The following is a 24415-nucleotide window of genomic DNA, read 5'->3' as shown; positions in this document are numbered from 1 at the left end:
AAAAATATTGCACCTATTGAGATGATCGGGGCATCAGGATTTTTTCCCATGGTTTCAAGGTCGATCATTAGATGGTCACACGTCCTGCTGGTGGATGTGATTTCGTGATGACCGTTCACCTTAATTGGGTGATCTGCCGTCTCGCCAGTTTCATTATCGCTATTGTGATGCTGATTGCCGCCAGTGTTCTCCTTGTGTGGATGTTCAGCGCCTTCCATTTCCTCCGGATCATCTTCCTGAACTTCAACCTGATACTCTTCATCGAATGTTTCTTGGTATGTTGCGTCGCCCATCACCGCGCCACAATCAGGGCAGTTGCCGCCGCCGGTCTGACCGCAGGCGGTGCAGACTTTTTCCACTTCCTGTTGCGCCACTGGTTCAGGCTGTTTCGTTTCTGGCTCGTTTTGTAACGCATTTGGACTGTTTTGTTCCGCTTTTTGGTAGTTCCGTTCCGATTCATGCTGGTTCTGGTTCACAGAATCGCGGGTCTGGATCCCCTTAACCCATTTCGGATCATTCGGGTCACTAATCCCTTCAACAAATTCACCACGTGATGCAGCAAGCAACTTATCGGCGTCAGGCTGGCTGATATTGGCTGCCTGCATAATTTTGTTTACTTCGTCAGCGGTAACTTTTATCGGCTCTGGTTGTTCTGAATCTTCAGCGGTATCTACATTTTGCGGTAAGCCCGTGTATGTGCCATTTTTTCGGGCAAAATATTCTTCTTTTGTGATTTCAGTGGCGCCAGCAGCCAGTGCCTTATCCAGACCAGAAAGTTTGTTTGCGCGACCGTATTTTTCTCCGTCCTTATCTGCGAAGAGGAAATAGAACGGCCCCTCACGCTCTACAGATGGTTCAGCTTCCGGCGCGGTTTCATTTTTTGGGATATCAGATACCTCAGTTTCCACTGCATCAGTTTGTGTTTCTGATGACTGGAGAACATCAACAGTGCTCAGGTCTGTTTCTTCATTCTCAAACACGCCCTTTGTCGTCAGGTATTCGCAGATATATTTGTTCAGTGCTACGGGATCTTTGTGAATGTCGATCGGACGCTCACGGACAAGGCCAAAAATAGTCTGGCGGTCGTAGCGAAGGGCATCAGGCTGTTTGCGCATTGATGCCGAGATACGCTTCCAGTCTTCGCGGTCGTTGTCGATAACTTCTTTTTTTGCCCAGCGATGGATGCTGCCGTCAATGTTTCCGGCATCCACATCACCAGGCCAGAGAGCGTAGGCCAGTTCGTCATCCAGTGTTTTCCATGTCTGCTTGTATTCGCGATGAATGGCAGCAATGACCGGGCTGATTTTTCCTGTTGAATTTTCAGTGTACTGTTGATTGGCTCTGGCGCGGGCGAGATCAACAACAGACGTGTATTTTCCGGTTTCCTTGCGTTCACCTTCGCGACGTTTTTTCCAGATGCGCATCTCTGCCTGAATTTCGGGCCATTTAGCACCAGGAATACATTTATGCTTAACCCACCCAATGGCGTGCAACTTAAGCTCCGGATACATGGCGTTAACTTCTGGCATTTTCATCAACGCTTCAACGATATGTCCGTCGAATGTTGCCATGTCTTCCTGCAACAATTCCTGTGCGCTAATAACCATATCAACGGTGATGTTTTCACATGTGTCGAACTTAACCATGACAGCGTTCTGTACTTCAGGGGCCAGCTTGTCAAAAGTGACGTTCATCGGATCGGATTCAGTCTCAACCGGGACAAAAGAAGCAGACTCCTCATCCCAGCGGTTTTCCTGCATATATTCAGCATCCCATGAATCGAGGGCAGGGCGGGGTATGCCAGGTTTATCCTCGCAGACAATAAATTTATAAGCGCAGTCCTGAGCAGCCGGATAATGTTCCAGGAATTGCCAGTGAAATTTTGCTCGAGCACGGCGTTCGTCGCCAGCTTCAATGGCTGTGGCTACAGCCACAGCGCCTTCTTCCCTTGTTGCCAGTTCGTCAGGAATAGCGGCGCAAATAAAGACTTTACTCATTTTGTTTTAACCTCATGACAGATTTAAGGATGAACAAATCCCTGCCATTGCTGGCATATAAGAATGAAACCGGATATTTATTACGGAACTGTTTTAAAGACCTACCGGGATTTCGATATTATCTTGGTGAATAACTTTATCGACCGGGTAACAGTTACCGGGAATTTTCTGTTCGGTTGCTGCAGTCATACACTCCTGCATTGTCCTGTGAACACTGACTGCAATATCAACTGGCACTCCGGAAACAAGAAAAACTGTCAGAACAAGCGCAAATGCTGAATTCATTGTGCACATCCTTTTGGCATCAGACGTAAACGAGCCAGCATTGAAACAATGCATATTTTATTTAATAGCTCCCGTTCTTGTTTTCTCTTGTTAATGCCATCTTCAGTAAATACAGGGTTACTGATAGTGACACCAATTTCAAAACAACCTTCAGACGTATTAACGTTTGGTAATAACGTTTTCATTATCGCGTCCTCAACAATGAATTTTGTGATGCAGTGCCTGGTGCCTCCAGGTGACGTTAACCAGTTAACAATTAACGTCGGATACAGAGAATCCACCCATAACACTGTTTTTGGTTTTAACTGTTCCGCGTGCGCTTAGCCGCATTCACCGCATCACAAAATTCACTTTAAAAACGGCGGCAGAGCAGTCACGGAGTAAAACTGATACCGCCAAACGTCACCAGAAAATTGATAACAGAGGGCGTTGCAGCGGGGTTGTCACTTAAGCGTATGGTCAACCTGACAACTCGGTGTCCTCAACGGGGAAGGAATAACCCCGCCATACTTACCGCCGCGCCATTTTGCGGGTTGCCACAACCGGAAGCGCACGGTCGAATTAAATTTAACGACACCGTACAGTGAGACGAACTTCGCCGTGCGCTTTCGTGTTGTGTGCCTGCTTTTAACCACGTCAGGCGAGGTGGTATCCTTAAAATCACCACAGTTTTAAGGATTCATTAAGCAATGTCGCAACCACCAATAAATCCGCTTAAGAACATGAAAATTGATTACTGGTATAAAGCGCTTACAGTTGTTGGCGCTGCGTTGTTTGTCTTTAATGGAACGTCTTTTTTTGACAGATATCCCGTTGTTCCATTGGGTTTTTTGTCCTCCGGCATCTTTTTTATTGGTTTGGGGGAGTGGATTAATCACCCTCTCAAGGTGAGATTTATTGGTCCTGGAGTTTGGACTCGTGGATATAATCGTTCTTCGTGCGCACTCGGTATCATCTTCGACATACTTGGTTGTTTCCTGATTGTTACAGGAGTCGTCAAGTTCTTCTGATGTAAAACCGCAAATGGGGCACGTAACGGGAATTTTGAAAAGCGTTTCTCCGGGTTCCAGAACAAAATTTTCTGCGGTCTGATTTTGCTTCTCATATTTGTGCTCCGCGTCATTGTGAGAGCACATTCTTATTCTGAGTGCCTGTTTAAACTCACTGAAGCTGAGAGCTTCTTCGCCTTCGGCAAGGCCTTCGAAGTATTCTTCGTAAGCCTTTTCCATGATTGTGTCGAAATCCATATCACTCACCTGAGTTTCTTTCCAGCCAGCGACGGGCACCATTTTCGGTTTTAAACGTTTTGCTTTTGGTATACGTCATCGCGGTGAACGTGCCGTCCTGGTTGGGGAACACGCCACATACCAGAGATTCGCTGTTGCCAAGATCGATAGTATCCATGCTGACCTCATTTCCCCTTAACGCCGGGGTGGCGGAACTGTTTGCTGAGAACACCGTGCGGTGTGTTGATGTAAACAAGATTAGCCATGACTAACATATTGGTCAAGTGATTTTGTATGTTATGGCTAACATAATTGATATAATAAAAGATAACTCATTGATGATGTTATCTTTTATTTGTCCGCTGACGGGCTTTTAGTAATTCTTCAAAGAGTTTATTGAAATTTTTTACTCGAGCTCGCATTTCGGCGAGCTGGGTATCCTGTTCTGATTCTGGCAGTGCATTAAACAGCTCAAGGAGCTCTAGTTCTTTGGGGGCTAAGGCAACCGGCTTCTCAACAGGTGGTGTTGGTTGCTTGTCTTCATCGCCAAATAGAATCCATGTTGGTGAGCATTGCAATACTTTGCTGAGGGCAAAAAGGTTCTTCCCTGTAGGTTCACTATCATCCCGTTCCCATTGTGATACAGACACATGGGAGATTTTCAGGGCTTTAGCAAGAGACCTTTGGGTGTGTTTGAGGTTTTTCCGACGATACCTAATGCGTTCGCCGATGGTTAAATTTTTTGTATCCATAGTTAGCTAATGCTAAATCGTATTGACTATGTTTTTGTTAACATCTATTTTGTTAGCCATGACTAACAGCTAAGGTGTTTTAAATGCTTAAAACTGACGCTCTTTTGTATTTCGGTTCAAAAACAAAACTTGCACAAGCAGCAGGTATTCGTTTGGCTTCGCTTTATAGCTGGAAAGGGGATTTAGTTCCCGAAGGTCGCGCGATGCGTCTACAGGAGGCATCTGGCGGGGAGCTTCAGTATGATCCCAAAGTTTATGACGAATATCGTAAGACGAAGCGGGCGGGGCGGTTGAACAATGAAAATCACTCCTGAACAGGCTCGTGAGGCTCTGGATGCCTGGATATGTCGACCAGGAATGACACAGGAGCAGGCGACGATATTAATCACTGAAGCATTCTGGGCTTTGAAAGAGCGCCCGAACATCGATGTTCAGCGTGTCACATATGAAGGTGGCGCGGTTGATCAGCGAGCGCTTAGCGTTAATCGAGTGAAGATATTTGAACGCTGGAAGGCTATCGACACCAGGGATAAGCGTGAAAAGTTCACAGCGCTAGCGCCTGCAATTATGGAGGCTATCCGGATTAGTGATTTCAGGTTGTATCGTGAAATTAGTGACGGAAAGAGCATTACGTACATGATCGCTGGGTTAAATAAAGAATATGGCGATGTGGTGGAGTCCGGACTGCTTTTTGCAGATCCTGCCGTTGTAGATCGTGAAACTGACGAACTTATAGAAAAAGCAATTGCTTTCAAGCTTGCGTATCGACAGCAATACCAACAAAAAGCTGGATGGAATTATGAGCCTTCTTTTTGCTGAACGCCCACTGGTTATAAACACACAGCTTGCGATGAAGATTGGCTTAAACGAAGCCATTGTGTTGCAGCAACTGCATTACTGGTTGAGAGATACCAATTCCGGCATGGAATGTGATGGTGTTCGCTGGATTTACAACACAACGGAACAATGGCTGGCGCAGTTCCCGTTCTGGTCAGAGTCAACGTTAAAGCGCGCGTTTGCAAGTCTGAAAACGCTGGGGCTTTTGCGTTGCGAAAAGCTCAATAAATCAAAGCGCGACATGACCAATTTCTACACGATCAACTACGGGAGCGATCTTTTAGATGGTGGCAAATTGAGCGAATCCATCAGTTCAAAATGCGCCGCTCCATCAGGTCAAAATGACACGATGGAAGAGGTCAAAATGAAACGCTCCATTGGTTCAAAACGATCCAATGTCATCGGGTCAAAATGGCCTGATGATCTTACAGAGAATACAACAGAGATTACTACAGAGAATAAAAACACTTTTCGTCCGGAAGCTTCGCAACCGGACCCGCAGACGACTGAACAGGATTTTTTAACCCGGAACTCCGACGCGGTTGTGTTTAGTGCGAAAAAACGCCAGTGGGGTAGCAGGGAGGATTTGGCGTGTGCGCAGTGGATCTGGGGGCGGATCGTGGGTCTCTACGAACAGGCAGCCAGTGATGATGGCGAGATCATGCGACCAAAAGAGCCTAACTGGACTGCCTGGGCCAATGACGTGCGCACAATGCGGATGCTGGATGGCAGAAGCCACAGACAAATTTGCGAAATGTTTGGTCGGGTTCAGCGAGATCCATTCTGGGTAAAAAACATCATGAGCCCGTCAAAGCTCCGCGAAAAATGGGACGAACTGGTCATCCGCCTGGGACGTTCACCTGTACAGCGTTGTGTTAATCATATTTCTGAACCGGATACAGAAATTCCGCCTGGTTTCAGAGGATAAATGTTGATTTCAGGTCATGAGGTAATTTTAAGGAGGACTTGTGGCAAAAGTTTTTACACAAGAAGAGCGGGAAAAAATTAAAGGGCAGGTGGTGGAACTCGTGCGCCAGAGCGGTCGTGAGACGTTACGGCAACTGGAAGCTAAAACAGGTGCGACTAGATATCTGATGAGCGTTCTTGCCAGAGAGCTGGTAGCCAGTGGCGATGTATACAACTCCGGCTACGGGTTATTCCCGTCTGAACAGGCGCGTAAGGACTGGCAAAACGCCCGCAAAAAACTCTCGAGGGCAAAGGTGAAGAAACCTGCTGTGGTTGATCCGGACCTTATCTGGTCATTACCTGATGGAGAAATACGCCGCTACGACAGTCGTCTAAACATAATCTGTCGCGAGTGCCGGAAGAGCGAAGTTATGCAGCGTGTTCTGACGTTTTATCAGGGGAATTATCGGGAGGTGATGCTGTGAGTACATCGGCTACCATTCTCGACATGTGCTGTGGCAGTCGCATGCTCTGGTTCGATAAGAATGACGAATGGTCGATATTTAGCGATATCAGGAAAGAGGAACATTCGCTATGTGATGGACGTCACCCGATTATTAATCCCGACATTATCGCTGATTTTCGTGCGCTGCCGTGGTTGTCTGCTTTGCATCAAAAGCAGACATTACCAGATTTAGACATCTGTTTCCGATAGCCCGTTCTGATGCTACACTTTTTGCTATTTTCATGAACCTCATAAACACATTTATGACTGTTGCTGATTTCAAACGCCCCAAATTGGAGCTCCCAAACGGGGCAAAAAAACTATTACTGCACTCTTGCTGTGCTCCATGTTCCGGTGAAGTGATGGAGGCGCTTCAGGCCTCGGGAATCGACTACACCATCTTTTTCTACAACCCGAACATTCATCCTCAGAAAGAGTATTTAATTCGTAAGGATGAGAATATTCGCTTTGCTAAACAACACGGCGTGCCATTTATTGATGCTGATTACGACACAGACAACTGGTTTGAGCGAGCCAAAGGAATGGAATGGGAGCCTGAACGAGGGATCCGTTGTACCATGTGTTTTGACATGCGTTTTGAGCGGACTGCGCTGTATGCCGCTGAAAATGGTTTCAGTGTGATCAGTAGCTCACTGGGCATTTCACGCTGGAAAAATATGCAGCAGGTTAACGACTGTGGACGGCGAGCCGTCGCGTATTATCCGGGCATGGTGTACTGGGATTATAACTGGCGAAAGCAGGGCGGCTCTTCCCGCATGATTGAAATCAGCAAGCGCGAACAATTCTATCAGCAGGAATATTGTGGCTGCGTGTATTCACTGCGCGATACCAATCTACACCGCAAATCTCAGGGACGCCCTCTAATCAAAATTGGTCAACTCCACTACGGTAAAGAAGGGCAGGAATGATTTTATATTATGCCAACAACGGAGCGTAGCAGTGTTTCTATATATAGTACGCCTACCTTAATTTTCAAATAATCATGATTAATGAGCAGGTCATCAGTGCAAGCAATGACCTGCTCATCTTGTTGAAATTAGAGGAAATCTTGAAGCCATGATATGGCTTAAAATAACGTTTGATTATTTTACCTGCTGTTTGTCCCTGGTTTAAAGTCGGTTGTCTGATTTGATTACGCGCAACTGACGCTTACGTATTGAAGTAACGAGCACGAAGACACATATTTATCAGTGCCTGTATACGTCAAGAGCAGGAGATTTATGTGCTGGTTCTCAAATGCACGCTGGCTATTGTGGCTGTAATGGCAATTTATTGTCTTGTTATTGTTCTTATGGATCACCTTACTGATTGATTTCATATTGGCGAGGTAACGGTAGTTAAGTAGAATGGCTGCGGGTGCTTGAGGCTATCTGCCTCGGGCATGAACACCAACGGCAGATAGAGAAAAGCCCCAGTTAACATTACGCGTCCTGCAAGACGCTTAACATTAATCTGAGGCCAATTTCATGCTAGACACATGTAGGTTAGCCTCTTACGTGCCGAAAGGCAAGGAGAAGCAGGCTATGAAGCAGCAAAAGGCGATGTTAATCGCCCTGATCGTCATTTGTTTAACCGTCATAGTGACGGCACTGGTAACGAGGAAAGACCTCTGCGAGGTACGAATCCGAACCGGCCAGACGGAGGTCGCTGTCTTCACAGCTTACGAACCTGAGGAGTAAGAGACCCGGCGAGGGAGAAATCCCTCGCCACCTCTGATGTGGCAGGCATCCTCAACGCACCCGCACTTAACCCGCTTCGGCGGGTTTTTGTTTTTATTTTCAACGCGTTTGAAGTTCTGGACGGTGCCGGAATAGAATCAAAAATACTTAAGTAGCGCGCAGGGATAAGAGGGATGGTCCCTTAAAGGGGAGAGCTAATTATCCGGAAGGATTCTGATGATGAACATCGAAGAACTGCGTAAAATTTTTTGTGAAGATGGCCTCTATGCTGTGTGCGTTGAAAATGGAAATCTTGTTAGTCATTACCGCATTATGTGTTTGCGAAAGAATGGGGCTGCGTTAATTAATTTTGTGGATGGTCGAGTGACAGACGGATTTATCTTGCGCGAAGGTGAGTTTGTCACTTCATTACAGGCACTGAAAGAGATCGGAATAAAAGCAGGCTTTTCAGCTTTTGCAGAAGAATAAACTCATCTACAATCTTGCGCGGGGCTGAACTCCCGCTGAGTAACACCGTGCCACCGGAGAAAACCGATGGCACGCAACGTAAAATATTACAATTCTGATAATTCGCCCGTTCTTGCCTGCACGCACGAGCGGTATTCTCACGCATTCAAGTCTGAATGGTTCCAGCACCCTCCATGCACTGAAGAGCAGGCTGAATGGATAATTCAGTGTTACCGCAGGCGCGGATACGAGGTTAAGAAAGCCCTTAGTCTCGACTACCGTCACTGGATAATCTCAGTCAGATTGCCTTACTCCGAACGCCCACCGCGTCCGTCCCGTACATTCCAGCAACGCATCTGGAGGTAACGTGCGGGTATTACTTCGACCTGTTCTGGTACCGGAACTCGGGCTGGTGGTCGTTAAGCCGGGCCGTGAATCCATGCCGGTATTCCACAATACCCGGGTACTGGTGGAGCCGGAACCGAAAAGCATGCGTAATCTGCCGTCCGGGGTCGTTCCTGCCGTTCGCCAGCCGCTGGTGGAAGACAAAACATTGCTGCCGTTTTTCAGTAACGCACGGGTAATTCGTGCTGCTGGTGGTGCTGGTGCATTGTCTGACTGGCTGTTGCGCCATATTAAATCCTGCCAGTGGCCACACGGCGATTATCATCACAGCGAAACCGTTATTCACCGTTATGGTACCGGCGCAATGGTGTTGTGCTGGCACTGCGACAACCAGCTGCGTGACCAGACATCCGAATCACTCGAGCAACTTGCTCATCAAAACCTGTCAGCATGGATGATTGACGTCATCGGTCACGCAATAAGCGGTACGCAGGAGCGTGAATTATCTCTGGCTGAATTATCCTGGTGGGCGGTCCGCAATCAGGTGGCGGACGCGCTACCGGAAGCGGTATTACGTCGCTCGCTGGGATTACCAGCGGAAAAAAACTGCTCGGTGTACCGCGAAAGCGACATCGTACCGGGAGAGCAGACCGCCACCAGCATATTGAAACAGCGCACAAAAAATCTTGCACCGTTGCCTCACGCCCACCAGCAACAAAACCCATCACAGGAAAAGACGGTGGTAAGCATCACCGTTGATCCAGAGTCTCCGGAATCTTTCATGAAGCTGCCTAAACGTCACCGTTGGGTTAATGAAAAGTACACACGCTGGGTTAAGACACAGCCGTGTGCTTGCTGCGGTATGCCAGCCGACGATCCGCATCATCTGATTGGTCACGGGCAGGGCGGAATGGGAACCAAAGCACATGATCTCTTTGTGTTGCCTTTGTGCAGAAAGCATCACGACGAGCTGCATGCGAATACCGTGGCATTTGAAGAGAAGTATGGCTCCCAGCTGGAGCTGATATTTCGTTTTATCGATCGTGCGCTGGCAATAGGCGTACTGGCGTAAGTGGAGAACGAGCATGAACCTTGAAGCTTTACCAAAATATTACTCCCCAAAATCTCCAAAATTGAGTGATGACGCACCGGCGACAGGCTCGGGTGGTTTAACAATAACAGATGTGATGGCTGCGCAGGGGATGGTGCAGTCGAAAGCTCCGCTTGGTTTTGCCTTATTCCTGGCAAAAGTTGGTGTTCAGGATCCTCAGTTTGCGATTGAAGGTCTGCTCAATTACGCGATGGCAATGGATAATCCGACATTGAACAAATTGAGTGAAGAAATCCGGTTACAGATCATCCCTTACCTTGTGAATTTTGCCTTTGCTGATTATTCCAGGTCTGCGGCAAGTAAGGCTCGCTGTGAGTATTGTGCTGGTACTGGATTTCATAATGTATTGCGCGAAGTGGTGAAACACTCCAGAAGTGGGGAATCTGTTATCAAGGAAGAGTGGGTGAAGGAACTATGTCAGCATTGCCATGGTAAGGGAGAAGTCAGCACAGCGTGCAGAGGGTGTAAGGGGAAAGGTATTGTCCTGGATGAAAAAAGAACCCGGCTTCATAGCACGCCTGTTTATAAGGTTTGTGGGCGTTGCAATGGAAACCGGTTTAGTCGTTTACCAACGACACTGGCGCGGTGTCATGTCCAGAAGCTGGTACCAGACCTGACGGATTATCAGTGGTACAAAGGATATGCAGATGTCATTGATAAACTGGTTACAAAGTGCTGGCAGGAAGAAGCATATGCTGAGGTGCAATTAAGAAAAGTGACGAGATAAATGATTTTCACCGAACGATGGCGACATAACGATTGTATTTTCTAAGGAAACGTGCAAAGAGTTTTCCAATGATGAGCCTTATATGCATACCTGTGGAAAATATCAATAAGCCGCGCAGAGTGGTTTTTTTGTGGACATAAACTTTGTGCAGAACGGTAACCATTATGGTTGCCGTGAATGCAGTTTTTTTACATTGCTGGCTTTTTTAGATTTGTGTTAGTTATTGATATTAACAAGAAGGGGAAAAGACATGCTAAAACGGCAGGATATGAAGGAAACGGTTATGCGTGAATGTTCCAGTGTGATTAACCATATCATCTGGAGAAGCCATCCTGATGCAGGGAAGAGGTAACAGTAACGCGCATCAATCAGGCTGCAAATAAATGGCTTACGCCGGAAATCTGGCTATCGATGTATTACCGGTTTGTTACCCATGAAGAAAATTAAGGTGATAACGAAACTGATTTTATAGGTGTCTTGTCAGAGTGTTGCGATGAAACTTGTGTTGGCAGTGCAGGGAAAACAGTAGGATGAAAATTATAAATTGCTTTAAATGAGCTTGATTTTCCTCATGTTATGAGATATTTGTCTTATATTGCTGGTTAATTATGAAAATTTTTGTAAATCTACAGCAATAAAATCCATATTAATTAAAGCACTAGATGCGTTTCTGATTTGTGCATGAAACATACATATCATAATGATTAATTGCATCTATAATTACAGATACAGCATTGTGCTGTTAAAAAACTGGAGTCCCCATGAATACATTATATGTAAGTGATTCAAATGAAAAATCTCATGACAGGAATAAAAACAATGAGGATAGTAAGGGTAAGGATAATAAAAAAGACAACCGGAAAGAGTAAATAATCTTTCCTGCATAAAAATACTAGGGTGGAATATGTCAGAACATCCAGATTTTGATGACCGTAAGCCTGATGATGAGCCCGTTGAGCGTCCTGATGAGGGGCAACCATTGAACCCTTTTTCACCGGATGATAAAAGAGATCCTATTATTTAGATATAGCAGAATATAGCCGTTTAAAGTAGGTTGTGTTTTGTTGCTATCCTTAAACCACCTCCACAGGAGGTGGTTTTTTACTAATGGAACATTAATTGGCAGATGTGATTGTGTACGACTTATGGGAGGCTTAAGATTATTTTCTGCCAATAATAAAACCAAGCGTTAACCCTATGCTTAGAGCAACCACCACGCTAGTCAGTGGATAATTTCTAAATTTATCTTTAACGTTTTCTTTGCCTCCCTGCAAAGCATCGTCAGCACATGATGCATATTTTTTGACAGTATTAACTATTTCGTTTTCAGATTGATTTGAAGTCATGTTTGAAGTCCTGATGTTAAGTGGCTTTTTAATTATAGCAGATATGCTTTCAATGATAGGGCGGAGAGTTGTTATTGAGGTGATACTATGACCACTCAATCAACATTACATAAAATGACGTTTACTCCTGTTTGGCACAGTAGCAGAATTTTGCTTCTGCTACTGAAGTCGCTTTAGCACTAGAATATGCAGATGGATAAAGCAGTTCAGCGTATGTACTGCGTCATGCATATCGGTCTTGCAGATATGACGAGAAGGGGAGACAAGGTGTGTGTAATGTAGAAGTCTTTAAAGTGCTGTCTGGGATAACTCTATGCTGAAGTGCAATTGATAAAAGTAACACGATAAAGGTTTTTCAATGAAGATGGTAACGTGATGCTTGCATTTTTCAAAAAATATGGATAAAATTTTTTCAACGATGGGCTTTGTATACCCGACGTTAAGAAAAAGTAGAAAACCCGCTGATGAGCGGGTTTTGTGCTTTAAATGGGGCAATGGTAATGTTGAATCTCATCCCGGGACTCATGTCTGTTAACTTATTATTTAGCTGGTGACTTGGTTATTTGCCTGATGTTTAAAATGTTTTCTTCCAGTACAATGTCCCTAAACACAATGAGTCTGCTTATTATATTATTAGCAGAGCTATTACGGCCAAAGTACAGCATAAGCTTTTAAAGCCAATCAACCAGTCATCAAGACAGACGGGGTTATTCATAAAAACTCTCCATGTGTGATCCGATGGGGCCTGAAATTAAAGCTTTAATATAGCTCATGAAAGGTAAACATTGGCAGCTGAAGGGCCACGCAGACCATTTATCCGGCAAAATTCCACGCGTAATCCGGTGGTAATTTCTTCTGCATCGCGGAGATTGAGCGCTGAAACATGAAGCTGGACATCGATACGACCATCGGATGGGGTGATAAGACCCTTGCCGCTTTTGCCGTCAAAGGTTTTGACAATTCCTGTCATTTTACGGGACAAAAAAATTCCTTAATACTGATAACTTGGCGCACTATACACACGTTCCTGAAGAAAGCTATAGTTTTTTGATGGGGTTGAAGATGGCTGGATGTCTAAAATAAACATTGCTTCATATGTTCAACTATGCGTTAATGATTGCGTCGGTTTGAAGAACAGACGATATACGAAGTAGTTTACTAAAGCAGTTCTCATTTCAGGTGTTATTCACTTATTCCTTCTTTGAGTCTCTCCAATTAAGTACGAAGTCGTTTCTGTTATACAAACCATTTATGCCGAAAGGCTCAAGTTAAGGAATGTAGAATGTCAAATAAAATGACTGGTTTAGTAAAATGGTTTAACGCTGATAAAGGTTTCGGCTTTATTTCTCCTGTTGATGGTAGTAAAGATGTGTTTGTGCATTTTTCTGCGATTCAGAATGATAATTATCGAACCTTATTTGAAGGTCAAAAGGTTACCTTCTCTATAGAGAGTGGTGCTAAAGGTCCTGCAGCAGTAAATGTCATCATTACTGATTAAAATTCATCGCTCGTCTGTATACGATAACGAAGAAGGCTGATGCCTGAGTAGAGATACGGACAGAGTAGTGAATATTGGATCTCTTTAATAAAAAGTAAGGAGGTCCAATACATGAAACAATGGCCAGCATATTTGGCAAAATCTTAATCAGGAAAAGTATGCTAACCATTGTGGTGAAGTGCAGGTTTGCTGCATGAATAGTTTCACAGCAGAAGCTAACTGCTGGCATCGCAAAACAAAGTGCGTAAGTGGATGACTCCCACAAAAAGCACCACAATCTCAAACCCGCTCAGGCGGGTTTTTTATTATCTGCTTTAAATATATTATTAAAATATAAAAAATACTTGTTACTAATAAAATCAATCAGGCTACAGCTTTAAGATTTGTCTGGAATACTTTGTTGCAATGAGGGCAGATCAAAAGGGCACCTTTTTGTACTCTTGAAAAACTGTGTTCTGACTCTTGGGTGCAGTTTGGGCAGGAACATTTAACGAGATAATTACGGCGTGATTTTGAGTCTTTACGTTCTGACATAGGCTTTTCCTGTATAAATGGCCGTATACAGTACACTAAATATGAAAACATTTCTCGTATTATTATTTTATATATGACTTTCTTTCAAAATAATTACCCACATTTTTAATGTGTATGTTTTTTTAGCGCCGTTGAGAACAACGTGTGCTGTCAAAACTACCCCGTAGACTCCGATCTTTTCAAACATATTGCACCATCCGTGTACATCGGGGTGAGGATATGAAATCAATGGATAAGTTAACAACAGGTGTTGCCTATGGCACATCGGCGGGTAATGCTGGTTTCTGGGCATTGCAGTTACTCGATAAAGTAACTCCGTCACAGTGGGCTGCAATCGGTGTGCTGGGTAGCCTGGTTTTTGGCCTGCTGACGTATCTGACAAATCTTTATTTCAAGATTAAAGAAGACAGGCGTAAGGCTGCGAGAGGAGAGTAATCCAATGACTCAAGACTATGAACTGGTTGTGAAAGGAGTCCGTAATTTTGAGAATAAAGTTACGGTAACTGTAGCCTTACAGGACAAAGAACGCTTTGACGGTGAAATTTTTGACCTGGATGTCGCCATGGACCGTGTTGAAGGAGCTGCGCTGGAGTTTTATGAGGCAGCAGCCAGAAGGAGCGTCCGGCAAGTCTTCCTGGAAGTAGCAGAAAAATTGTCAGAAAAAGTTGAGTCTTATCTGCAGCATCAGTACTCCTTTAAGATTGAAAATCCTGCCAATAAGCACGAGCGTCCTCATCATAAATATATATGAACACAAAAATCAGATACGGCCTGTCGGCTGCCGTTCTGGCGCTGATTGGTGCTGGCGCATCTGCTCCTCAGATACTTGACCAGTTTCTGGACGAAAAAGAAGGTAACCACACAATGGCATACCGCGATGGTTCTGGCATATGGACCATCTGTCGGGGTGCCACAGTGGTGGATGGAAAAACCGTTTTTCCCAATATGAAACTGTCGAAGGAAAAATGCGACCAGGTCAACGCCATTGAGCGTGATAAGGCGCTGGCATGGGTGGAGCGCAATATTAAAGTACCACTGACCGAACCACAAAAAGCGGGTATCGCGTCATTTTGTCCCTATAACATTGGTCCCGGTAAGTGTTTCCCGTCGACGTTTTATAAGCGGCTGAATGCTGGTGATCGTAAAGGTGCATGCGAAGCGATTCGCTGGTGGATTAAGGATGGCGGACGCGATTGCCGCGTTCGTTCAAATAACTGTTACGGTCAGGTTATTCGTCGTGACCAGGAGAGCGCATTAACCTGCTGGGGGATAGAACAGTGAATCAGATATTCATGGTGATTTTTCTCGTGTTGTCAGGATTTATCGTCGGAAATGTCTGGAGCGACAGAGGATGGCAAAAAAAATGGGCGGAACGTGATGCTGCCGCATTATCACAAGAGGTAAATGCTCAATTTGCTGCTCGAATAATTGAACAGGGGCGAACTATAGCCCGTGATGAGGCTGTTAAAGATGCACAACAGAAATCTGCTGAAATTTCTGCCAGGGCTGCTTATCTGTCTGATAGTGTTAACCAGTTGCGTGCCGAAGCAAAAAAATATGCCATACGCCTTGACGCAGCGAAGCATACCGCAGATCTTGCCGCTGCCGTCAGAGGCAAAACAACCAAAACCGCCGAAGGAATGCTCACCAACATGCTCGGAGATATTGCAGCAGAAGCTCAGCTTTATGCTGAAATTGCTGACGAACGCTACATCGCAGGAGTGACTTGTCAACAGATCTATGAATCTTTAAGAGATAAAAAGCATCAAATGTAGGGTAATATTAAATCGGAACATTTACATCGCTGAATGTAAAATTTAAATAAAAAGGACTCTTCCATGAGTCAAAATTCCTGAAATCTTAAGGGTAAGATAAAAGGTCTTAATCAGAATGACACGTTTTATTAATAAATAAAGCTATTCTTTCATTGCTGTGTTTTTCTTTACAAAAGTAATCCTTGCTATGGGTGGTTAATCATGCGTTAATGGTGTTCTGGTTTGTTACAAATTTATCTGAAGCAGTCATTGTTATAATTTTATTATTTGTACCTCTTGAGATTTCCTTGTTGGTTTTTCTCTCTGATATTTTTTTTCGGACCATTCTGCCCAAGGGCTAATTTCTTCAAAAGGTAATAATTATGTCTAACAAAATGACTGGTTTAGTGAAATGGTTTAACCCTGAAAAAGGTTTTGGTTTCATCACGCCGAAAGATGGCAGCAAAGATGTGTTTGTCCATTTCTCAGCAATTCAGAGCAACGATTTCAAAACATTAACTGAGAATCAGGAAGTTGAATTTGGTATTGAGAACGGACCTAAAGGTCCTGCCGCTGTTCATGTAGTGGCGCTTTGAGGTAGACAATATTACAAACCATATTCACTTTAGATGCCCGTGTTGTCATGGTTCCCAGTATAGAACATCATCTTTTGATGTTTCTGACATGAATCCTTTCGGGGCAAAATGTATCTTTTGTAAATCAATGATGATTACATTTGATAATATTTCACAATACTTAAATGCCAGCCGTCTGTCGTTGGATTTAAAAAAGTGAAAATGAAGGCTCCTTCGGGAGCTTTTTTGCTTGGTGTCTATTCGATGGATACTCACATACTACGGTAACATCATGAAAAAAAATCATAGTTTTTTTTAACTCTGAACCAGCAGTGGTAGTGCCAGCGATGACTGGAGTTAACACCATCATGCGTGAATATCCAAATGGCGAAAAAACACACCTTACTGTAATGGCCGCAGGGTTTCCATCTCTGACCGGAGATCATAAAGTCATTTATGTAGCCGCGGATCGGCATGTTACTTCAGAAGAAATTCTGGAAGCAGCAATAAGGCTCTTGAGTTGATTTGATGCTATTGCATTGATAATTCAGGAAAATTCTCTTTGTCTGTTTGTGTAAAATTTAGACTATCGTATGTTGATTATTGCGATGTTTCATCTTATCTTTTACACGTTTGCACCATATAATCGACTTACCAGTGTAACTGGAAAGTCATAACAGACTAAAAGAGGAAATGATGAATATTGAAGACTTAAAAACAAAAGCAGAAGCAGATATTTCTGAATATATAACAAAAAAAATTATTGAACTTAAGAAAAAGACCGGGAAAGAAGTTACCAGTATTCAGTTTACCGCACGGGAAAAAATGACGGGTCTTGAAAGCTATGATGTCAAGATTAATTTAATCTGATGTATTCAATAATAAAATTTATCCATAAACCTCGTTTTTACGGGGTTTTGTTATATTTGAATGGTTCCGAATATCTAAATCACAATTGTTGATGGTTTTTATTAAACCAATGCAGTCCGGCTCAGGAGTGAGAGAAGCCGGACGTTATGGTTTAGCGTGGTAAGATTTGTGTAGTTTTCTGGATGCTTTCAGTAAATAGTAATGAGTTATCAAAGGTATAGTAATATCTTTGGTGTTCATGGATATTTGTAACCCATCGGAAAACTCCTGCTTTAGCAAGATTTTCCCTGTATTGTTGAAATGTGATTTCTTTTGATTTCAACTTATTATAGGAGGTCTCTATAAGATGTTTGTTTCTGGAGAATTTAACATTTACAACCTTTTTGAGTCCTTTTACTAACACTATGTTGTCGTTTTCTAACACAATGTGAATATTATCTGTGGCTAAATAGTAAATATAAAGTGAGACATTGTGACGTTTTAGCTCAGAATAAAATAATTCACAGTTTAAATCTTTACGCACTTGATCGAATATTTCTTTAAAAATGGCAGCCTGAGCCATTGGTAAACCTTCCATGTGATACGATGACGCGTAGTTTGCATTATCGTGTTTATTGTTTCAATCTGGTCTGACCTCTTTGTGTTTTGTTGATGATTTATGTCAAATATTAAGCCTGTTTTCAATAAATAGTGTTGGTTGCGTAACAAAGTTGAGCCTTGCTGGCATCCAGGAGGGATATGCAACCGACAGATGTATGTAAGGTCGATGTACTCAAACTTTCATACTTTTCCTCTTTTATGCAGAAAGATTTGAAGTAATATTTTAACCGCTAGATGACGAGCAAACGCATGGAGCGACAAAATGAATAAAGAACAATCTGCTGATGAACTCTCGTTGGATCTGATTCGTGTAAAAAATATGCTTAATAGCACCATTTCTATGAGTTACCCGGATGTTGTAATTGCATGTATAGAACATCAGGTGTCTCTGGAAGCATTCAGGGCAATTGAGGCAGCGTTGGTGAAGCACGATAAGAATTCGAAGGATTATTCCCTGGTGGTTGACTGAGCACCATAACTGCTAATCATTCAAACTATTTCACCTGTGACAGAGTCAATATCGCATTCTGTCACTGTCAGGCTAATACAGAGCTGCAATTCAACTACTGCAATGTCCTCGTAATTAGGTGAATTTACAATATCGTCCTGTTCGGCTGCATTGCTGAAGATGAGGCATTTATGGTTCGCGTATTTTCCCCTCATGCTCGTCAGTCCTGTGCGTAGGAAGAAACAGGACACTCACACTAATTTGTGTGGGCATGCTGTGATGTCCTTCTGAATTATTCCTATGCCATTATGTAAAGCGCTGTATCAGATGCTCGTCACGGCTGTCAGGCTGTCGGGTCCTCCCGGTGGGGGCCCCTGCCACGGGGCGGGAGCGTCGCGGAAAAAGGCTAGTTTTTGCATTTCCATGGCGGCGGCAGCATGTTTGGTAATTTATTGATAATTAAAAGTTATTTCTCTTTTCACCTGTACAATATTTTTTTCTTCCTGTCATTAGACCAGTTTGCAATTAATTGAAATATATAAATAAACCTGATTTTCACCTGCCAGATGGAGTTGCTTATGTCAAATGTGAGCGGGATCGGTGATGCTTATTACTGGAGTGTTTTTAAAATCGCCGAGGCCTTTGGGCTTCACCGGGACACAGTAAAAAAACGGCTCCTCGCGGCCAACACTCCTGTGGCTGCGACTGTCAGGGGGAACCCCGTTTACGCCCTGCAGCATGTCGGGCCCGCCCTGTTTAGTGTGAAGCATGAGGCAGCAGACTCTGTTCATGATCCATCCCGTATGGAGCCGAAAGAGAGAAAGGACTGGTACCAGTCTGAAAATGAAAGGATCAAGCTGGAAAAGGAGCAGCGAAAACTCATCCCAGTTGATGAAGTAGTCATCGTCTATTCGTCCATGAGAAAGGCTGTCGTCCAGGTTCTGGAGACAATTCCGGATGTTCTTGAACGCGATTGCGCCCTGACTCCTCAGGCCGTCGGCGTTGTACAGCAGGCCATTGATGACCTGCGATACACTCTTCAGGAAAAATCCTACGAGGCTTGTGCTGCTGAATTAATTCCTGATGAGGAAGGAGAGAGTCTCTAGGAGGAATAATGGGTTTTTCATCAGCCCGAAATTTGGGAAGGGACATATCGGCAGGATTTTCCCCACCACGTCGCATGCCGATTTCGGAGGTTGTTAAAAAATTCATGCGTGTTCCCAAGGGGGCTGGTAACTCGGTGCCATGGGATCCTGAACTGACACCCTACATCATTGAGCCCATGAACTGCCTGGCATCGCGTGAATACGATGCGGTGATTTTTGTTGGTCCTGCGCGAACAGGGAAGACCATTGGTCTGATCGATGGATGGATTGTCTATACCATCGTTTGCGATCCTTCGGACATGCTCGTTGTGCAGATGACCGAAGATAAGGCCCGCGAGCATTCTAAAAAGCGCCTCGACAGAACGTTCAGAAGCAGTGCGGCGGTAAAGAAAAGAATGAGTCCACGTCGTAACGACAATAATGTCCATGATAAGACGTTCAGGGATGGCTCGTTCCTTAAAATTGGTTGGCCCTCGGTCAACATTATGTCGTCGTCGGATTACCGGTTTGTCGCCTTAACCGATTACGACCGTTTTCCGGAGAATATCGACAGCGAGGGTGATGGTTTCTCCTTGGCCTCAAAACGTACCACCACATTTATGTCCGCCGGGATGACTCTGGTGGAGAGCTCGCCGGGACGTGACATCTGCGACAGCAAATGGCGACGTAAGTCGCCTCATGAAGCGCCACCGACGACTGGTATTCTTTCCCTTTACAATCGTGGTGACCGCCGCCGCTGGTACTGGCCATGTCCGCACTGCGGTGAATATTTTCAGCCAGCTATGGATGCCATGACCGGCTACCGTAATGAACCGGATCCCTTTAAAGCCAGTGAGGCGGCGTATCTACTTTGCCCGCACTGCAGCGGCATTATCACTGCGGAGAAAAAGCGTGAGCTCAATAGTGCAGGAGTCTGGTTGCGTGAAGGTCAGGTCATTGATCGTAACGGCAACGTTTCCGGTGAACCGCGCCGCTCCCGTATCGCCAGTTTCTGGATGGAAGGGCCAGCTGCTGCGTATCAGACCTGGGCGCAACTGGTTTACAAATTACTGACTGCAGAACAGGAGTATGAAGCGACAGGAAGCGAAGAAACACTCAGGGCGGTTATCAACACCGACTGGGGATTGCCTTATCTTCCTCGTGCCAGCATGGAGCAACGAAAAAGTGAACTGCTTGAGCAGCGGGCAGAGCCAGTTCCTTCCCGCAGTGTGCCGGATGGCGTTAATTTCCTTGTGGCGACAGTGGATGTGCAGGCGGGACGTCATCGCCGTTTTGTGGTTCAGGTAACGGGCTATGGCAGTCGTGGCGAACGCTGGATTATTGATCGTTACAATATCACGCAGTCATTGCGCAGTGACTGCGACGGGGAGAGCCAGCGAATTGATCCGGCCAGCTATCCGGAAGACTGGGATGTCCTGCTGACGGATGTTTTTCATAAAAGCTGGCCGCTGGCCTCCGATCCTTCTCAACAAATGCGACTGATGGCAATGGCGGTGGACTCCGGCGGTGAAGACGGGGTCACTGATAATGCCTATAAATTCTGGCGTCGTTGCCGTCGTGATGGCCTTGGTAAACGTATTTACCTGTTTAAGGGCGACAGCATCCGGCGCGCAAAACTGATCACCCGTACATTCCCTGATAACACCGGACGAACGGGCCGACGGGCGCAGGCCGCAGGTGATGTGCCGCTCTGGCTTCTTCAGACGGATGCACTGAAAGACCGGGTGAATAACGCGTTATGGCGTGACTCGCCAGGTCCCGGCTATGTGCATTTCCCTGACTGGCTGGGGAGCTGGTTTTACGACGAACTGACGTATGAAGAGCGGAGCAGTGACGGGAAATGGAGTAAGCCGGGTCGCGGTGCCAACGAAGCCTTTGACCTGATGGTGTATGCCGAGGCTCTGGTCATTCTGCATGGATACGAAAAGATCCGCTGGCCGGATGCACCGGAATGGGCGAGCCGGGAAACCTGGCTGGAGTGTGTCCCGGACAGTACCGAACCGTCACCCTCACCGGAACCGGTATCCACGCCTGTTAAAAAACAAAAACGGAAGAAAACAGTAACTGACGATGTTAACCCCTGGCTGACTTCCGGAGGATGGTTATGAACCAGAATGATATCGAAGCCATGATTCAGCGTTATACGGAAGCTGAAATGGCGGTGCTGGACGGAAAATCCGTCACCTTTAATGGTCAGCAGATGACCATGGAAAACTTATCTGAGATCCGGCAGGGACGGCAGGAGTGGGAGCGCCGCCTTGCGGCTCTGATTACACGACGACGGGGGCATCCCGGGTACCGGCTGGCGAGGTTCTGATGGCAATTCTTGATGATGTGATTGGCGTTTTTTCACCAGGATGGAAAGCGGCAAGGCTGCGTTCCCGTGCGGTGATCCAGGCTTATGAGGCCGTAAAAACGACGCGGACACACAAAGCCCGGCGGGAAAACCGAACTGCCGACCAGTTAAGCCAGTACGGGGCCGTGTCGTTACGTGAGCAGGCCCGTTACCTTGATAACAACCACGATCTGGTTATTGGTGTATTTGACAAGCTGGAAGAACGGGTGGTGGGGAAAAACGGGATTATTGTCGAGCCACATCCGGTATTACGCAATGGGGCCATTGCCCGTGATCTGGCAGCGGAGATACGCACCCGATGGAGTGAATGGTCTGTCAGCCCGGAAGTCACCGGGCAGTTTACCCGTCCGATGCTGGAACGTCTGATGCTGCGTACCTGGCTGCGCGATGGTGAGGTGTTTGCCCAGATGGTTTCCGGGCGCATAAACAGCCTGACGCCTTCTGCCGGTGTTCATTTCTGGCTGGAGGCGCTCGAGCCAGACTTTATTCCCATGACCAGTGATGAGAGCAACAGGCTGAATCAGGGCGTGTTTGTTGATGACTGGGGGCGTCCCGAAAAATATCTGGTGTATAAAAGTCGTCCTGTATCCGGACGGCAGATGGAAACCAAAGAAGTGGATGCAGAGCGAATGCTGCATCTTAAATTTGTTCGCCGTCTGCACCAGATGCGCGGGACGTCTTTGTTGTCCGGTGTGCTGATCCGCCTCAGTGCCCTGAAAGAGTATGAAGATTCTGAGCTGACTGCAGCAAGGATCGCCGCTGCTCTGGGGATGTACATCCGGAAAGGCGACGGGCAGAGCTATGAACCGGATGGTAATGGCAGCAAGGATAAGGAACGCGAGCTTACCATTCAGCCAGGCATTATTTACGACGATCTGAAACCCGGCGAAGAAATCGGAATGGTGAAGTCGGATCGTCCCAATCCTAACCTTGAAACTTTTCGTAATGGTCAGTTGCGTGCCGTGGCGGCGGGCAGTCGTCTGAGTTTTTCCAGTACGGCACGCAACTATAACGGCACTTACAGCGCCCAGCGTCAGGAACTGGTTGAGTCTACTGATGGCTACCTGATCCTGCAGGACTGGTTTATTGGTGCCGTCACCCGCCCGATGTATCGTGCCTGGCTGAAACAGGCTGTGGCATCCGGTGTTATCAGGCTACCCCGTGATCTTGACCGTTCTTCACTGTATACCGCGGTGTATTCCGGACCAGTGATGCCGTGGATTGACCCTGTTAAGGAGGCTGAGGCCTGGAAAATCCAGATTCGTGGTGGAGCGGCGACAGAATCAGACTGGGTACGTGCTGGTGGTCGTAATCCGGATGATGTCAAACGTCGGCGCAAGGCCGAAATTGATGAAAACCGCAAGCTGGATCTGGTATTTGATACCGATCCGGCCAGTGATAAAGGAGGCAGCAGTGCCGCAACGAAACGACAGGAGCCGCAGCACACCGACGACCAGTCCGAAGAATAATTCCTGGTTCAGGATGCAGGCTGGTCACCAGAGTGACGCGGATATTTATATTTATGACGAGATTGGTTTCTGGGGTGTTACAGCGAAGCAGTTTATCAGTGATCTGAATGCACTGGGCGATATCACCCACATTAATCTCCATATCAATTCACCGGGTGGCGATGTCTTTGAAGGCATCGCCATTTTTAATGCGCTGAAAACACATGGTGCGTCCATTACCGTTTATGTCGACGGTGTGGCGGCGTCAATGGCGTCGGTCATTGCGATGGTGGGAAACCCGGTCATTATGCCGGAAAACACCTTCATGATGATTCATAAACCATTTGGCTTTACGGGCGGTGATGCGGAGGACATGCGCACCTATGCCGACCTGCTCGATAAGGTTGAGGCGGTTCTGTTACCCGCTTATGCACAGAAAACCGGGAAAACCACCGATGAAATTGCTGCCATGCTGGCGGATGAGACCTGGATGTCCGGTGCCGAATGTCTGGCACATGGATTTGCTGATCAGGTGACGCCAGCCGTTAAGGCAATGGCATGTATTGGGCAGGCGAGCAGGAGCAGTCACCGCCGGAGGGATTTGAATCCTCCGGTTCCGAGACGGTGCTGGGTACGGAAGTGAAATATGACACGCCGATCACCCGCACCATTACGTCGGCAAACATCGACCGTCTGCGCTTTACCTTCGGTGTACAGGCACTGGTGGAAACCACCTCAAAGGGTGACAGGAATCCGTCGGAAGTCCGTCTGCTGGTTCAGATACAGCGTAACGGTGGCTGGGTGACGGAAAAAGACATCACCATTAAGGGCAAAACCACGTCGCAGTATCTGGCCTCGGTGGTGGTGGATAACCTGCCGCCGCGCCCGTTTAATATCCGGATGCGCAGGATGACACCGGACAGCACCACAGACCAGCTGCAGAACAAAACGCTCTGGTCGTCATACACCGAAATCATCGATGTGAAACAGTGCTACCCGAACACGGCACTGGTCGGCGTGCAGGTGGACTCGGAACAGTTCG

General features: G+C 46.0%; 35 protein-coding genes and 4 pseudogenes. 28 read left to right on the top strand and 11 right to left on the bottom strand.

Going from position 1 to position 24415, the window contains the following annotated elements; all coding sequences use genetic code 11:
• From C0K55_RS24360 to dicA, 6 genes and pseudogenes are all read right to left on the bottom strand, one after another.
• Positions 1-1997, bottom strand: a 1997-nt coding sequence (locus C0K55_RS24360; RefSeq protein WP_105283445.1) for an exonuclease, incomplete at its 3' end; no start/stop codon positions are given.
• A 93-nt stretch (positions 1998-2090) separates the two neighbouring features.
• On the bottom strand, positions 2091-2282 hold the full coding sequence (ydfD, locus tag C0K55_RS24355) for a lysis protein YdfD (protein WP_054486277.1): 192 nt from the start codon (positions 2280-2282) through the stop codon (positions 2091-2093).
• A complete protein-coding gene (gene dicB / locus C0K55_RS24350) occupies positions 2279-2467 on the bottom strand; it encodes a cell division inhibition protein DicB (RefSeq protein WP_086258433.1) in 189 nt (62 codons plus the stop codon). The genes ydfD and dicB overlap by 4 nt, the downstream gene beginning before the upstream one ends.
• A 960-nt stretch (positions 2468-3427) precedes the next feature.
• Positions 3428-3529: pseudogene (gene ydfB, locus C0K55_RS26975) on the bottom strand (protein YdfB); the annotation flags it as partial.
• A 1-nt stretch (position 3530) separates the two neighbouring features.
• On the bottom strand, positions 3531-3686 hold the full coding sequence (locus C0K55_RS24340) for a DUF1391 family protein (RefSeq protein ID WP_000379589.1): 156 nt from the start codon (positions 3684-3686) through the stop codon (positions 3531-3533).
• A 166-nt stretch (positions 3687-3852) separates the two neighbouring features.
• Positions 3853-4260 carry a DNA-binding transcriptional dual regulator DicA gene (gene dicA / locus C0K55_RS24335; RefSeq protein WP_000379970.1) on the bottom strand — a complete coding sequence of 136 codons (408 nt, stop codon included), beginning with the start codon at positions 4258-4260 and terminating at the stop codon, positions 3853-3855.
• A gap of 83 nt (positions 4261-4343) precedes the next feature.
• On the opposite strand from dicA, the gene dicC reads away from it, so the two are divergent.
• The 11 genes and pseudogenes from dicC (at position 4344) to C0K55_RS24280 (ending at position 10838) form a co-directional block, all read left to right on the top strand.
• Entirely contained in the window at positions 4344-4574 is a 231-nt protein-coding gene (gene dicC, locus C0K55_RS24330) for a dicB transcriptional regulator DicC (protein WP_000920568.1), read from the top strand.
• Positions 4558-5079, top strand: coding sequence for a toxin YdaT family protein (locus C0K55_RS24325; RefSeq protein ID WP_105266917.1), 522 nt, complete (start codon positions 4558-4560; stop codon positions 5077-5079). The genes dicC and C0K55_RS24325 overlap by 17 nt, the downstream gene beginning before the upstream one ends.
• Complete coding sequence (locus C0K55_RS24320) at positions 5060-6025, top strand: hypothetical protein (RefSeq protein ID WP_054486274.1); 966 nt, start codon at positions 5060-5062, stop codon at positions 6023-6025. The genes C0K55_RS24325 and C0K55_RS24320 overlap by 20 nt, the downstream gene beginning before the upstream one ends.
• Before the next feature lie 40 nt (positions 6026-6065).
• Positions 6066-6488 (top strand): DUF977 family protein, encoded by a 423-nt coding sequence (locus tag C0K55_RS24315; RefSeq protein WP_001151183.1) that lies wholly within the window; start codon positions 6066-6068, stop codon positions 6486-6488.
• Positions 6485-6670: pseudogene (locus tag C0K55_RS24310) on the top strand (methyltransferase); the annotation flags it as partial. The gene C0K55_RS24315 and the pseudogene C0K55_RS24310, both read left to right, overlap by 4 nt.
• 101 nt (positions 6671-6771) lie before the next feature.
• Positions 6772-7437, top strand: a complete 666-nt coding sequence (locus C0K55_RS24305) for an epoxyqueuosine reductase QueH (protein WP_021568046.1) — start codon at positions 6772-6774, stop codon at positions 7435-7437.
• Positions 7438-8052: 615 nt separating this feature from the next.
• Positions 8053-8208: a type I toxin-antitoxin system toxin HokD gene (gene hokD, locus C0K55_RS24300; protein WP_000813254.1), complete on the top strand. Its 156-nt coding sequence runs from the start codon at positions 8053-8055 to the stop codon at positions 8206-8208.
• A gap of 216 nt (positions 8209-8424) precedes the next feature.
• Positions 8425-8676, top strand: coding sequence for a protein Rem (gene rem, locus C0K55_RS24295; protein WP_000980999.1), 252 nt, complete (start codon positions 8425-8427; stop codon positions 8674-8676).
• 66 nt (positions 8677-8742) lie between these two features.
• Positions 8743-9021: a hypothetical protein gene (locus C0K55_RS24290; protein WP_023147795.1), complete on the top strand. Its 279-nt coding sequence runs from the start codon at positions 8743-8745 to the stop codon at positions 9019-9021.
• A gap of 1 nt (position 9022) precedes the next feature.
• On the top strand, positions 9023-10072 hold the full coding sequence (locus C0K55_RS24285) for a DUF968 domain-containing protein (protein WP_105266918.1): 1050 nt from the start codon (positions 9023-9025) through the stop codon (positions 10070-10072).
• 13 nt (positions 10073-10085) lie between these two features.
• Complete coding sequence (locus C0K55_RS24280; protein ID WP_001557930.1) at positions 10086-10838, top strand: antitermination protein; 753 nt, start codon at positions 10086-10088, stop codon at positions 10836-10838.
• Between the two features lie 1160 nt (positions 10839-11998).
• Here the strand turns inward: C0K55_RS24280 and C0K55_RS24275 are convergent.
• The 3 genes from C0K55_RS24275 to cspF form a co-directional block, all read right to left on the bottom strand.
• A complete protein-coding gene (locus C0K55_RS24275; RefSeq protein ID WP_000203370.1) occupies positions 11999-12184 on the bottom strand; it encodes a hypothetical protein in 186 nt (61 codons plus the stop codon).
• 625 nt (positions 12185-12809) lie between these two features.
• On the bottom strand, positions 12810-12899 hold the full coding sequence (locus C0K55_RS26050; protein WP_120795389.1) for a hypothetical protein: 90 nt from the start codon (positions 12897-12899) through the stop codon (positions 12810-12812).
• A 54-nt stretch (positions 12900-12953) separates the two neighbouring features.
• Positions 12954-13166, bottom strand: a complete 213-nt coding sequence (cspF, locus tag C0K55_RS24270) for a cold shock-like protein CspF (protein ID WP_000087756.1) — start codon at positions 13164-13166, stop codon at positions 12954-12956.
• A 300-nt stretch (positions 13167-13466) separates the two neighbouring features.
• Between cspF and cspB the strand changes: the two genes are divergently transcribed.
• The gene (gene cspB / locus C0K55_RS24265) at positions 13467-13682 is read left to right on the top strand and encodes a cold shock-like protein CspB (protein WP_000066485.1); all 216 of its coding nucleotides are present in this window, start codon (positions 13467-13469) and stop codon (positions 13680-13682) included.
• Between the two features lie 363 nt (positions 13683-14045).
• Here cspB and ynfU read toward each other — a convergent pair whose 3' ends face one another.
• Entirely contained in the window at positions 14046-14216 is a 171-nt protein-coding gene (ynfU, locus tag C0K55_RS26795) for a putative zinc-binding protein YnfU (RefSeq protein ID WP_001405948.1), read from the bottom strand.
• A gap of 219 nt (positions 14217-14435) precedes the next feature.
• On the opposite strand from ynfU, the gene essD reads away from it, so the two are divergent.
• The 9 genes from essD (at position 14436) to C0K55_RS24225 (ending at position 17415) form a co-directional block, all read left to right on the top strand.
• Complete coding sequence (gene essD / locus C0K55_RS24260; protein ID WP_000839590.1) at positions 14436-14651, top strand: phage lysis protein EssD; 216 nt, start codon at positions 14436-14438, stop codon at positions 14649-14651.
• 4 nt (positions 14652-14655) lie between these two features.
• A complete protein-coding gene (locus C0K55_RS24255; RefSeq protein WP_000189915.1) occupies positions 14656-14967 on the top strand; it encodes a YdfR family protein in 312 nt (103 codons plus the stop codon).
• Positions 14964-15497 (top strand): lysozyme, encoded by a 534-nt coding sequence (locus C0K55_RS24250; RefSeq protein ID WP_001092973.1) that lies wholly within the window; start codon positions 14964-14966, stop codon positions 15495-15497. Before C0K55_RS24255 ends, C0K55_RS24250 begins: the two co-directional genes overlap by 4 nt.
• The gene (locus C0K55_RS24245) at positions 15494-15991 is read left to right on the top strand and encodes a DUF2514 domain-containing protein (protein WP_001071769.1); all 498 of its coding nucleotides are present in this window, start codon (positions 15494-15496) and stop codon (positions 15989-15991) included. Before C0K55_RS24250 ends, C0K55_RS24245 begins: the two co-directional genes overlap by 4 nt.
• 362 nt (positions 15992-16353) lie before the next feature.
• Positions 16354-16566 (top strand): cold shock protein CspI, encoded by a 213-nt coding sequence (gene cspI, locus C0K55_RS24240; RefSeq protein WP_000066495.1) that lies wholly within the window; start codon positions 16354-16356, stop codon positions 16564-16566.
• A gap of 10 nt (positions 16567-16576) precedes the next feature.
• The gene (ymcF, locus tag C0K55_RS24235) at positions 16577-16765 is read left to right on the top strand and encodes a cold shock small protein YmcF (RefSeq protein ID WP_071524604.1); all 189 of its coding nucleotides are present in this window, start codon (positions 16577-16579) and stop codon (positions 16763-16765) included.
• Between the two features lie 2 nt (positions 16766-16767).
• Positions 16768-16833, top strand: coding sequence for a small protein YnfR (gene ynfR / locus C0K55_RS26045; protein WP_120795388.1), 66 nt, complete (start codon positions 16768-16770; stop codon positions 16831-16833).
• 80 nt (positions 16834-16913) lie between these two features.
• Entirely contained in the window at positions 16914-17069 is a 156-nt protein-coding gene (locus C0K55_RS24230) for a protein YnfN (protein WP_001309517.1), read from the top strand.
• A 172-nt stretch (positions 17070-17241) separates the two neighbouring features.
• The gene (locus C0K55_RS24225) at positions 17242-17415 is read left to right on the top strand and encodes a GnsA/GnsB family addiction module toxin (RefSeq protein WP_001019139.1); all 174 of its coding nucleotides are present in this window, start codon (positions 17242-17244) and stop codon (positions 17413-17415) included.
• 151 nt (positions 17416-17566) lie between these two features.
• Here the strand turns inward: C0K55_RS24225 and C0K55_RS24220 are convergent, their stop codons facing one another.
• Complete coding sequence (locus C0K55_RS24220; RefSeq protein ID WP_001531698.1) at positions 17567-17977, bottom strand: DUF1398 domain-containing protein; 411 nt, start codon at positions 17975-17977, stop codon at positions 17567-17569.
• Positions 17978-18277: 300 nt separating this feature from the next.
• Here C0K55_RS24220 and C0K55_RS24210 point away from each other — a divergent pair, with 300 nt between their 5' ends.
• The 7 genes and pseudogenes from C0K55_RS24210 to gpJ all read left to right on the top strand — a co-directional run.
• On the top strand, positions 18278-18484 hold the full coding sequence (locus C0K55_RS24210; RefSeq protein ID WP_001031431.1) for a hypothetical protein: 207 nt from the start codon (positions 18278-18280) through the stop codon (positions 18482-18484).
• A 557-nt stretch (positions 18485-19041) separates the two neighbouring features.
• Positions 19042-19569 (top strand): DUF1441 family protein, encoded by a 528-nt coding sequence (locus C0K55_RS24205; protein ID WP_001389340.1) that lies wholly within the window; start codon positions 19042-19044, stop codon positions 19567-19569.
• 8 nt (positions 19570-19577) lie between these two features.
• Positions 19578-21677 carry a phage terminase large subunit family protein gene (locus C0K55_RS24200; RefSeq protein WP_105266934.1) on the top strand — a complete coding sequence of 700 codons (2100 nt, stop codon included), beginning with the start codon at positions 19578-19580 and terminating at the stop codon, positions 21675-21677.
• Positions 21674-21886, top strand: a complete 213-nt coding sequence (locus C0K55_RS24195; protein ID WP_001072975.1) for a hypothetical protein — start codon at positions 21674-21676, stop codon at positions 21884-21886. The genes C0K55_RS24200 and C0K55_RS24195 overlap by 4 nt, the downstream gene beginning before the upstream one ends.
• Complete coding sequence (locus C0K55_RS24190) at positions 21886-23394, top strand: phage portal protein (protein ID WP_000985947.1); 1509 nt, start codon at positions 21886-21888, stop codon at positions 23392-23394. Before C0K55_RS24195 ends, C0K55_RS24190 begins: the two co-directional genes overlap by 1 nt.
• Positions 23339-23971 (top strand): annotated as a pseudogene (locus tag C0K55_RS24185) (head maturation protease, ClpP-related); the annotation flags it as partial. The gene C0K55_RS24190 and the pseudogene C0K55_RS24185, both read left to right, overlap by 56 nt.
• Positions 23941-24415: pseudogene (gpJ, locus tag C0K55_RS24180) on the top strand (TipJ family phage tail tip protein); the annotation flags it as partial. The pseudogenes C0K55_RS24185 and gpJ, both read left to right, overlap by 31 nt.

Source organism: Escherichia sp. MOD1-EC6098 (genome assembly GCF_002965865.1).
In the GTDB taxonomy this organism is placed as follows: Bacteria; Pseudomonadota; Gammaproteobacteria; order Enterobacterales; family Enterobacteriaceae; genus Escherichia; species Escherichia marmotae.
The sequence above is the reverse complement of the archived record's forward strand: the minus strand, read 5'-3'. Positions and strand labels throughout refer to the sequence as shown.

Bases quoted from the DNA above. Each gene is read 5' to 3' on its own strand.
- ydfD (WP_054486277.1), bottom strand. From the start codon at position 2,282: ATGAATTCAGCATTTGCGCTTGTTCTGACAGTTTTTCTTGTTTCCGGA.
- dicB (WP_086258433.1), bottom strand. From the start codon at position 2,467: ATGAAAACGTTATTACCAAACGTTAATACGTCTGAAGGTTGTTTTGAA.
- C0K55_RS24340 (WP_000379589.1), bottom strand. From the start codon at position 3,686: ATGGATACTATCGATCTTGGCAACAGCGAATCTCTGGTATGTGGCGTG.
- dicA (WP_000379970.1), bottom strand. From the start codon at position 4,260: ATGGATACAAAAAATTTAACCATCGGCGAACGCATTAGGTATCGTCGG.
- dicC (WP_000920568.1), top strand. From the start codon at position 4,344: ATGCTTAAAACTGACGCTCTTTTGTATTTCGGTTCAAAAACAAAACTT.
- C0K55_RS24325 (WP_105266917.1), top strand. From the start codon at position 4,558: ATGAAAATCACTCCTGAACAGGCTCGTGAGGCTCTGGATGCCTGGATA.
- C0K55_RS24320 (WP_054486274.1), top strand. From the start codon at position 5,060: ATGAGCCTTCTTTTTGCTGAACGCCCACTGGTTATAAACACACAGCTT.
- C0K55_RS24305 (WP_021568046.1), top strand. From the start codon at position 6,772: ATGACTGTTGCTGATTTCAAACGCCCCAAATTGGAGCTCCCAAACGGG.
- hokD (WP_000813254.1), top strand. From the start codon at position 8,053: ATGAAGCAGCAAAAGGCGATGTTAATCGCCCTGATCGTCATTTGTTTA.
- rem (WP_000980999.1), top strand. From the start codon at position 8,425: ATGATGAACATCGAAGAACTGCGTAAAATTTTTTGTGAAGATGGCCTC.
- C0K55_RS24290 (WP_023147795.1), top strand. From the start codon at position 8,743: ATGGCACGCAACGTAAAATATTACAATTCTGATAATTCGCCCGTTCTT.
- C0K55_RS24280 (WP_001557930.1), top strand. From the start codon at position 10,086: ATGAACCTTGAAGCTTTACCAAAATATTACTCCCCAAAATCTCCAAAA.
- C0K55_RS24275 (WP_000203370.1), bottom strand. From the start codon at position 12,184: ATGACTTCAAATCAATCTGAAAACGAAATAGTTAATACTGTCAAAAAA.
- C0K55_RS26050 (WP_120795389.1), bottom strand. From the start codon at position 12,899: ATGAATAACCCCGTCTGTCTTGATGACTGGTTGATTGGCTTTAAAAGC.
- cspB (WP_000066485.1), top strand. From the start codon at position 13,467: ATGTCAAATAAAATGACTGGTTTAGTAAAATGGTTTAACGCTGATAAA.
- ynfU (WP_001405948.1), bottom strand. From the start codon at position 14,216: ATGTCAGAACGTAAAGACTCAAAATCACGCCGTAATTATCTCGTTAAA.
- essD (WP_000839590.1), top strand. From the start codon at position 14,436: ATGAAATCAATGGATAAGTTAACAACAGGTGTTGCCTATGGCACATCG.
- C0K55_RS24255 (WP_000189915.1), top strand. From the start codon at position 14,656: ATGACTCAAGACTATGAACTGGTTGTGAAAGGAGTCCGTAATTTTGAG.
- C0K55_RS24250 (WP_001092973.1), top strand. From the start codon at position 14,964: ATGAACACAAAAATCAGATACGGCCTGTCGGCTGCCGTTCTGGCGCTG.
- cspI (WP_000066495.1), top strand. From the start codon at position 16,354: ATGTCTAACAAAATGACTGGTTTAGTGAAATGGTTTAACCCTGAAAAA.
- C0K55_RS24230 (WP_001309517.1), top strand. From the start codon at position 16,914: ATGCGTGAATATCCAAATGGCGAAAAAACACACCTTACTGTAATGGCC.
- C0K55_RS24225 (WP_001019139.1), top strand. From the start codon at position 17,242: ATGAATATTGAAGACTTAAAAACAAAAGCAGAAGCAGATATTTCTGAA.
- C0K55_RS24220 (WP_001531698.1), bottom strand. From the start codon at position 17,977: ATGGCTCAGGCTGCCATTTTTAAAGAAATATTCGATCAAGTGCGTAAA.
- C0K55_RS24210 (WP_001031431.1), top strand. From the start codon at position 18,278: ATGAATAAAGAACAATCTGCTGATGAACTCTCGTTGGATCTGATTCGT.
- C0K55_RS24205 (WP_001389340.1), top strand. From the start codon at position 19,042: ATGTCAAATGTGAGCGGGATCGGTGATGCTTATTACTGGAGTGTTTTT.
- C0K55_RS24200 (WP_105266934.1), top strand. From the start codon at position 19,578: ATGGGTTTTTCATCAGCCCGAAATTTGGGAAGGGACATATCGGCAGGA.
- C0K55_RS24195 (WP_001072975.1), top strand. From the start codon at position 21,674: ATGAACCAGAATGATATCGAAGCCATGATTCAGCGTTATACGGAAGCT.
- C0K55_RS24190 (WP_000985947.1), top strand. From the start codon at position 21,886: ATGGCAATTCTTGATGATGTGATTGGCGTTTTTTCACCAGGATGGAAA.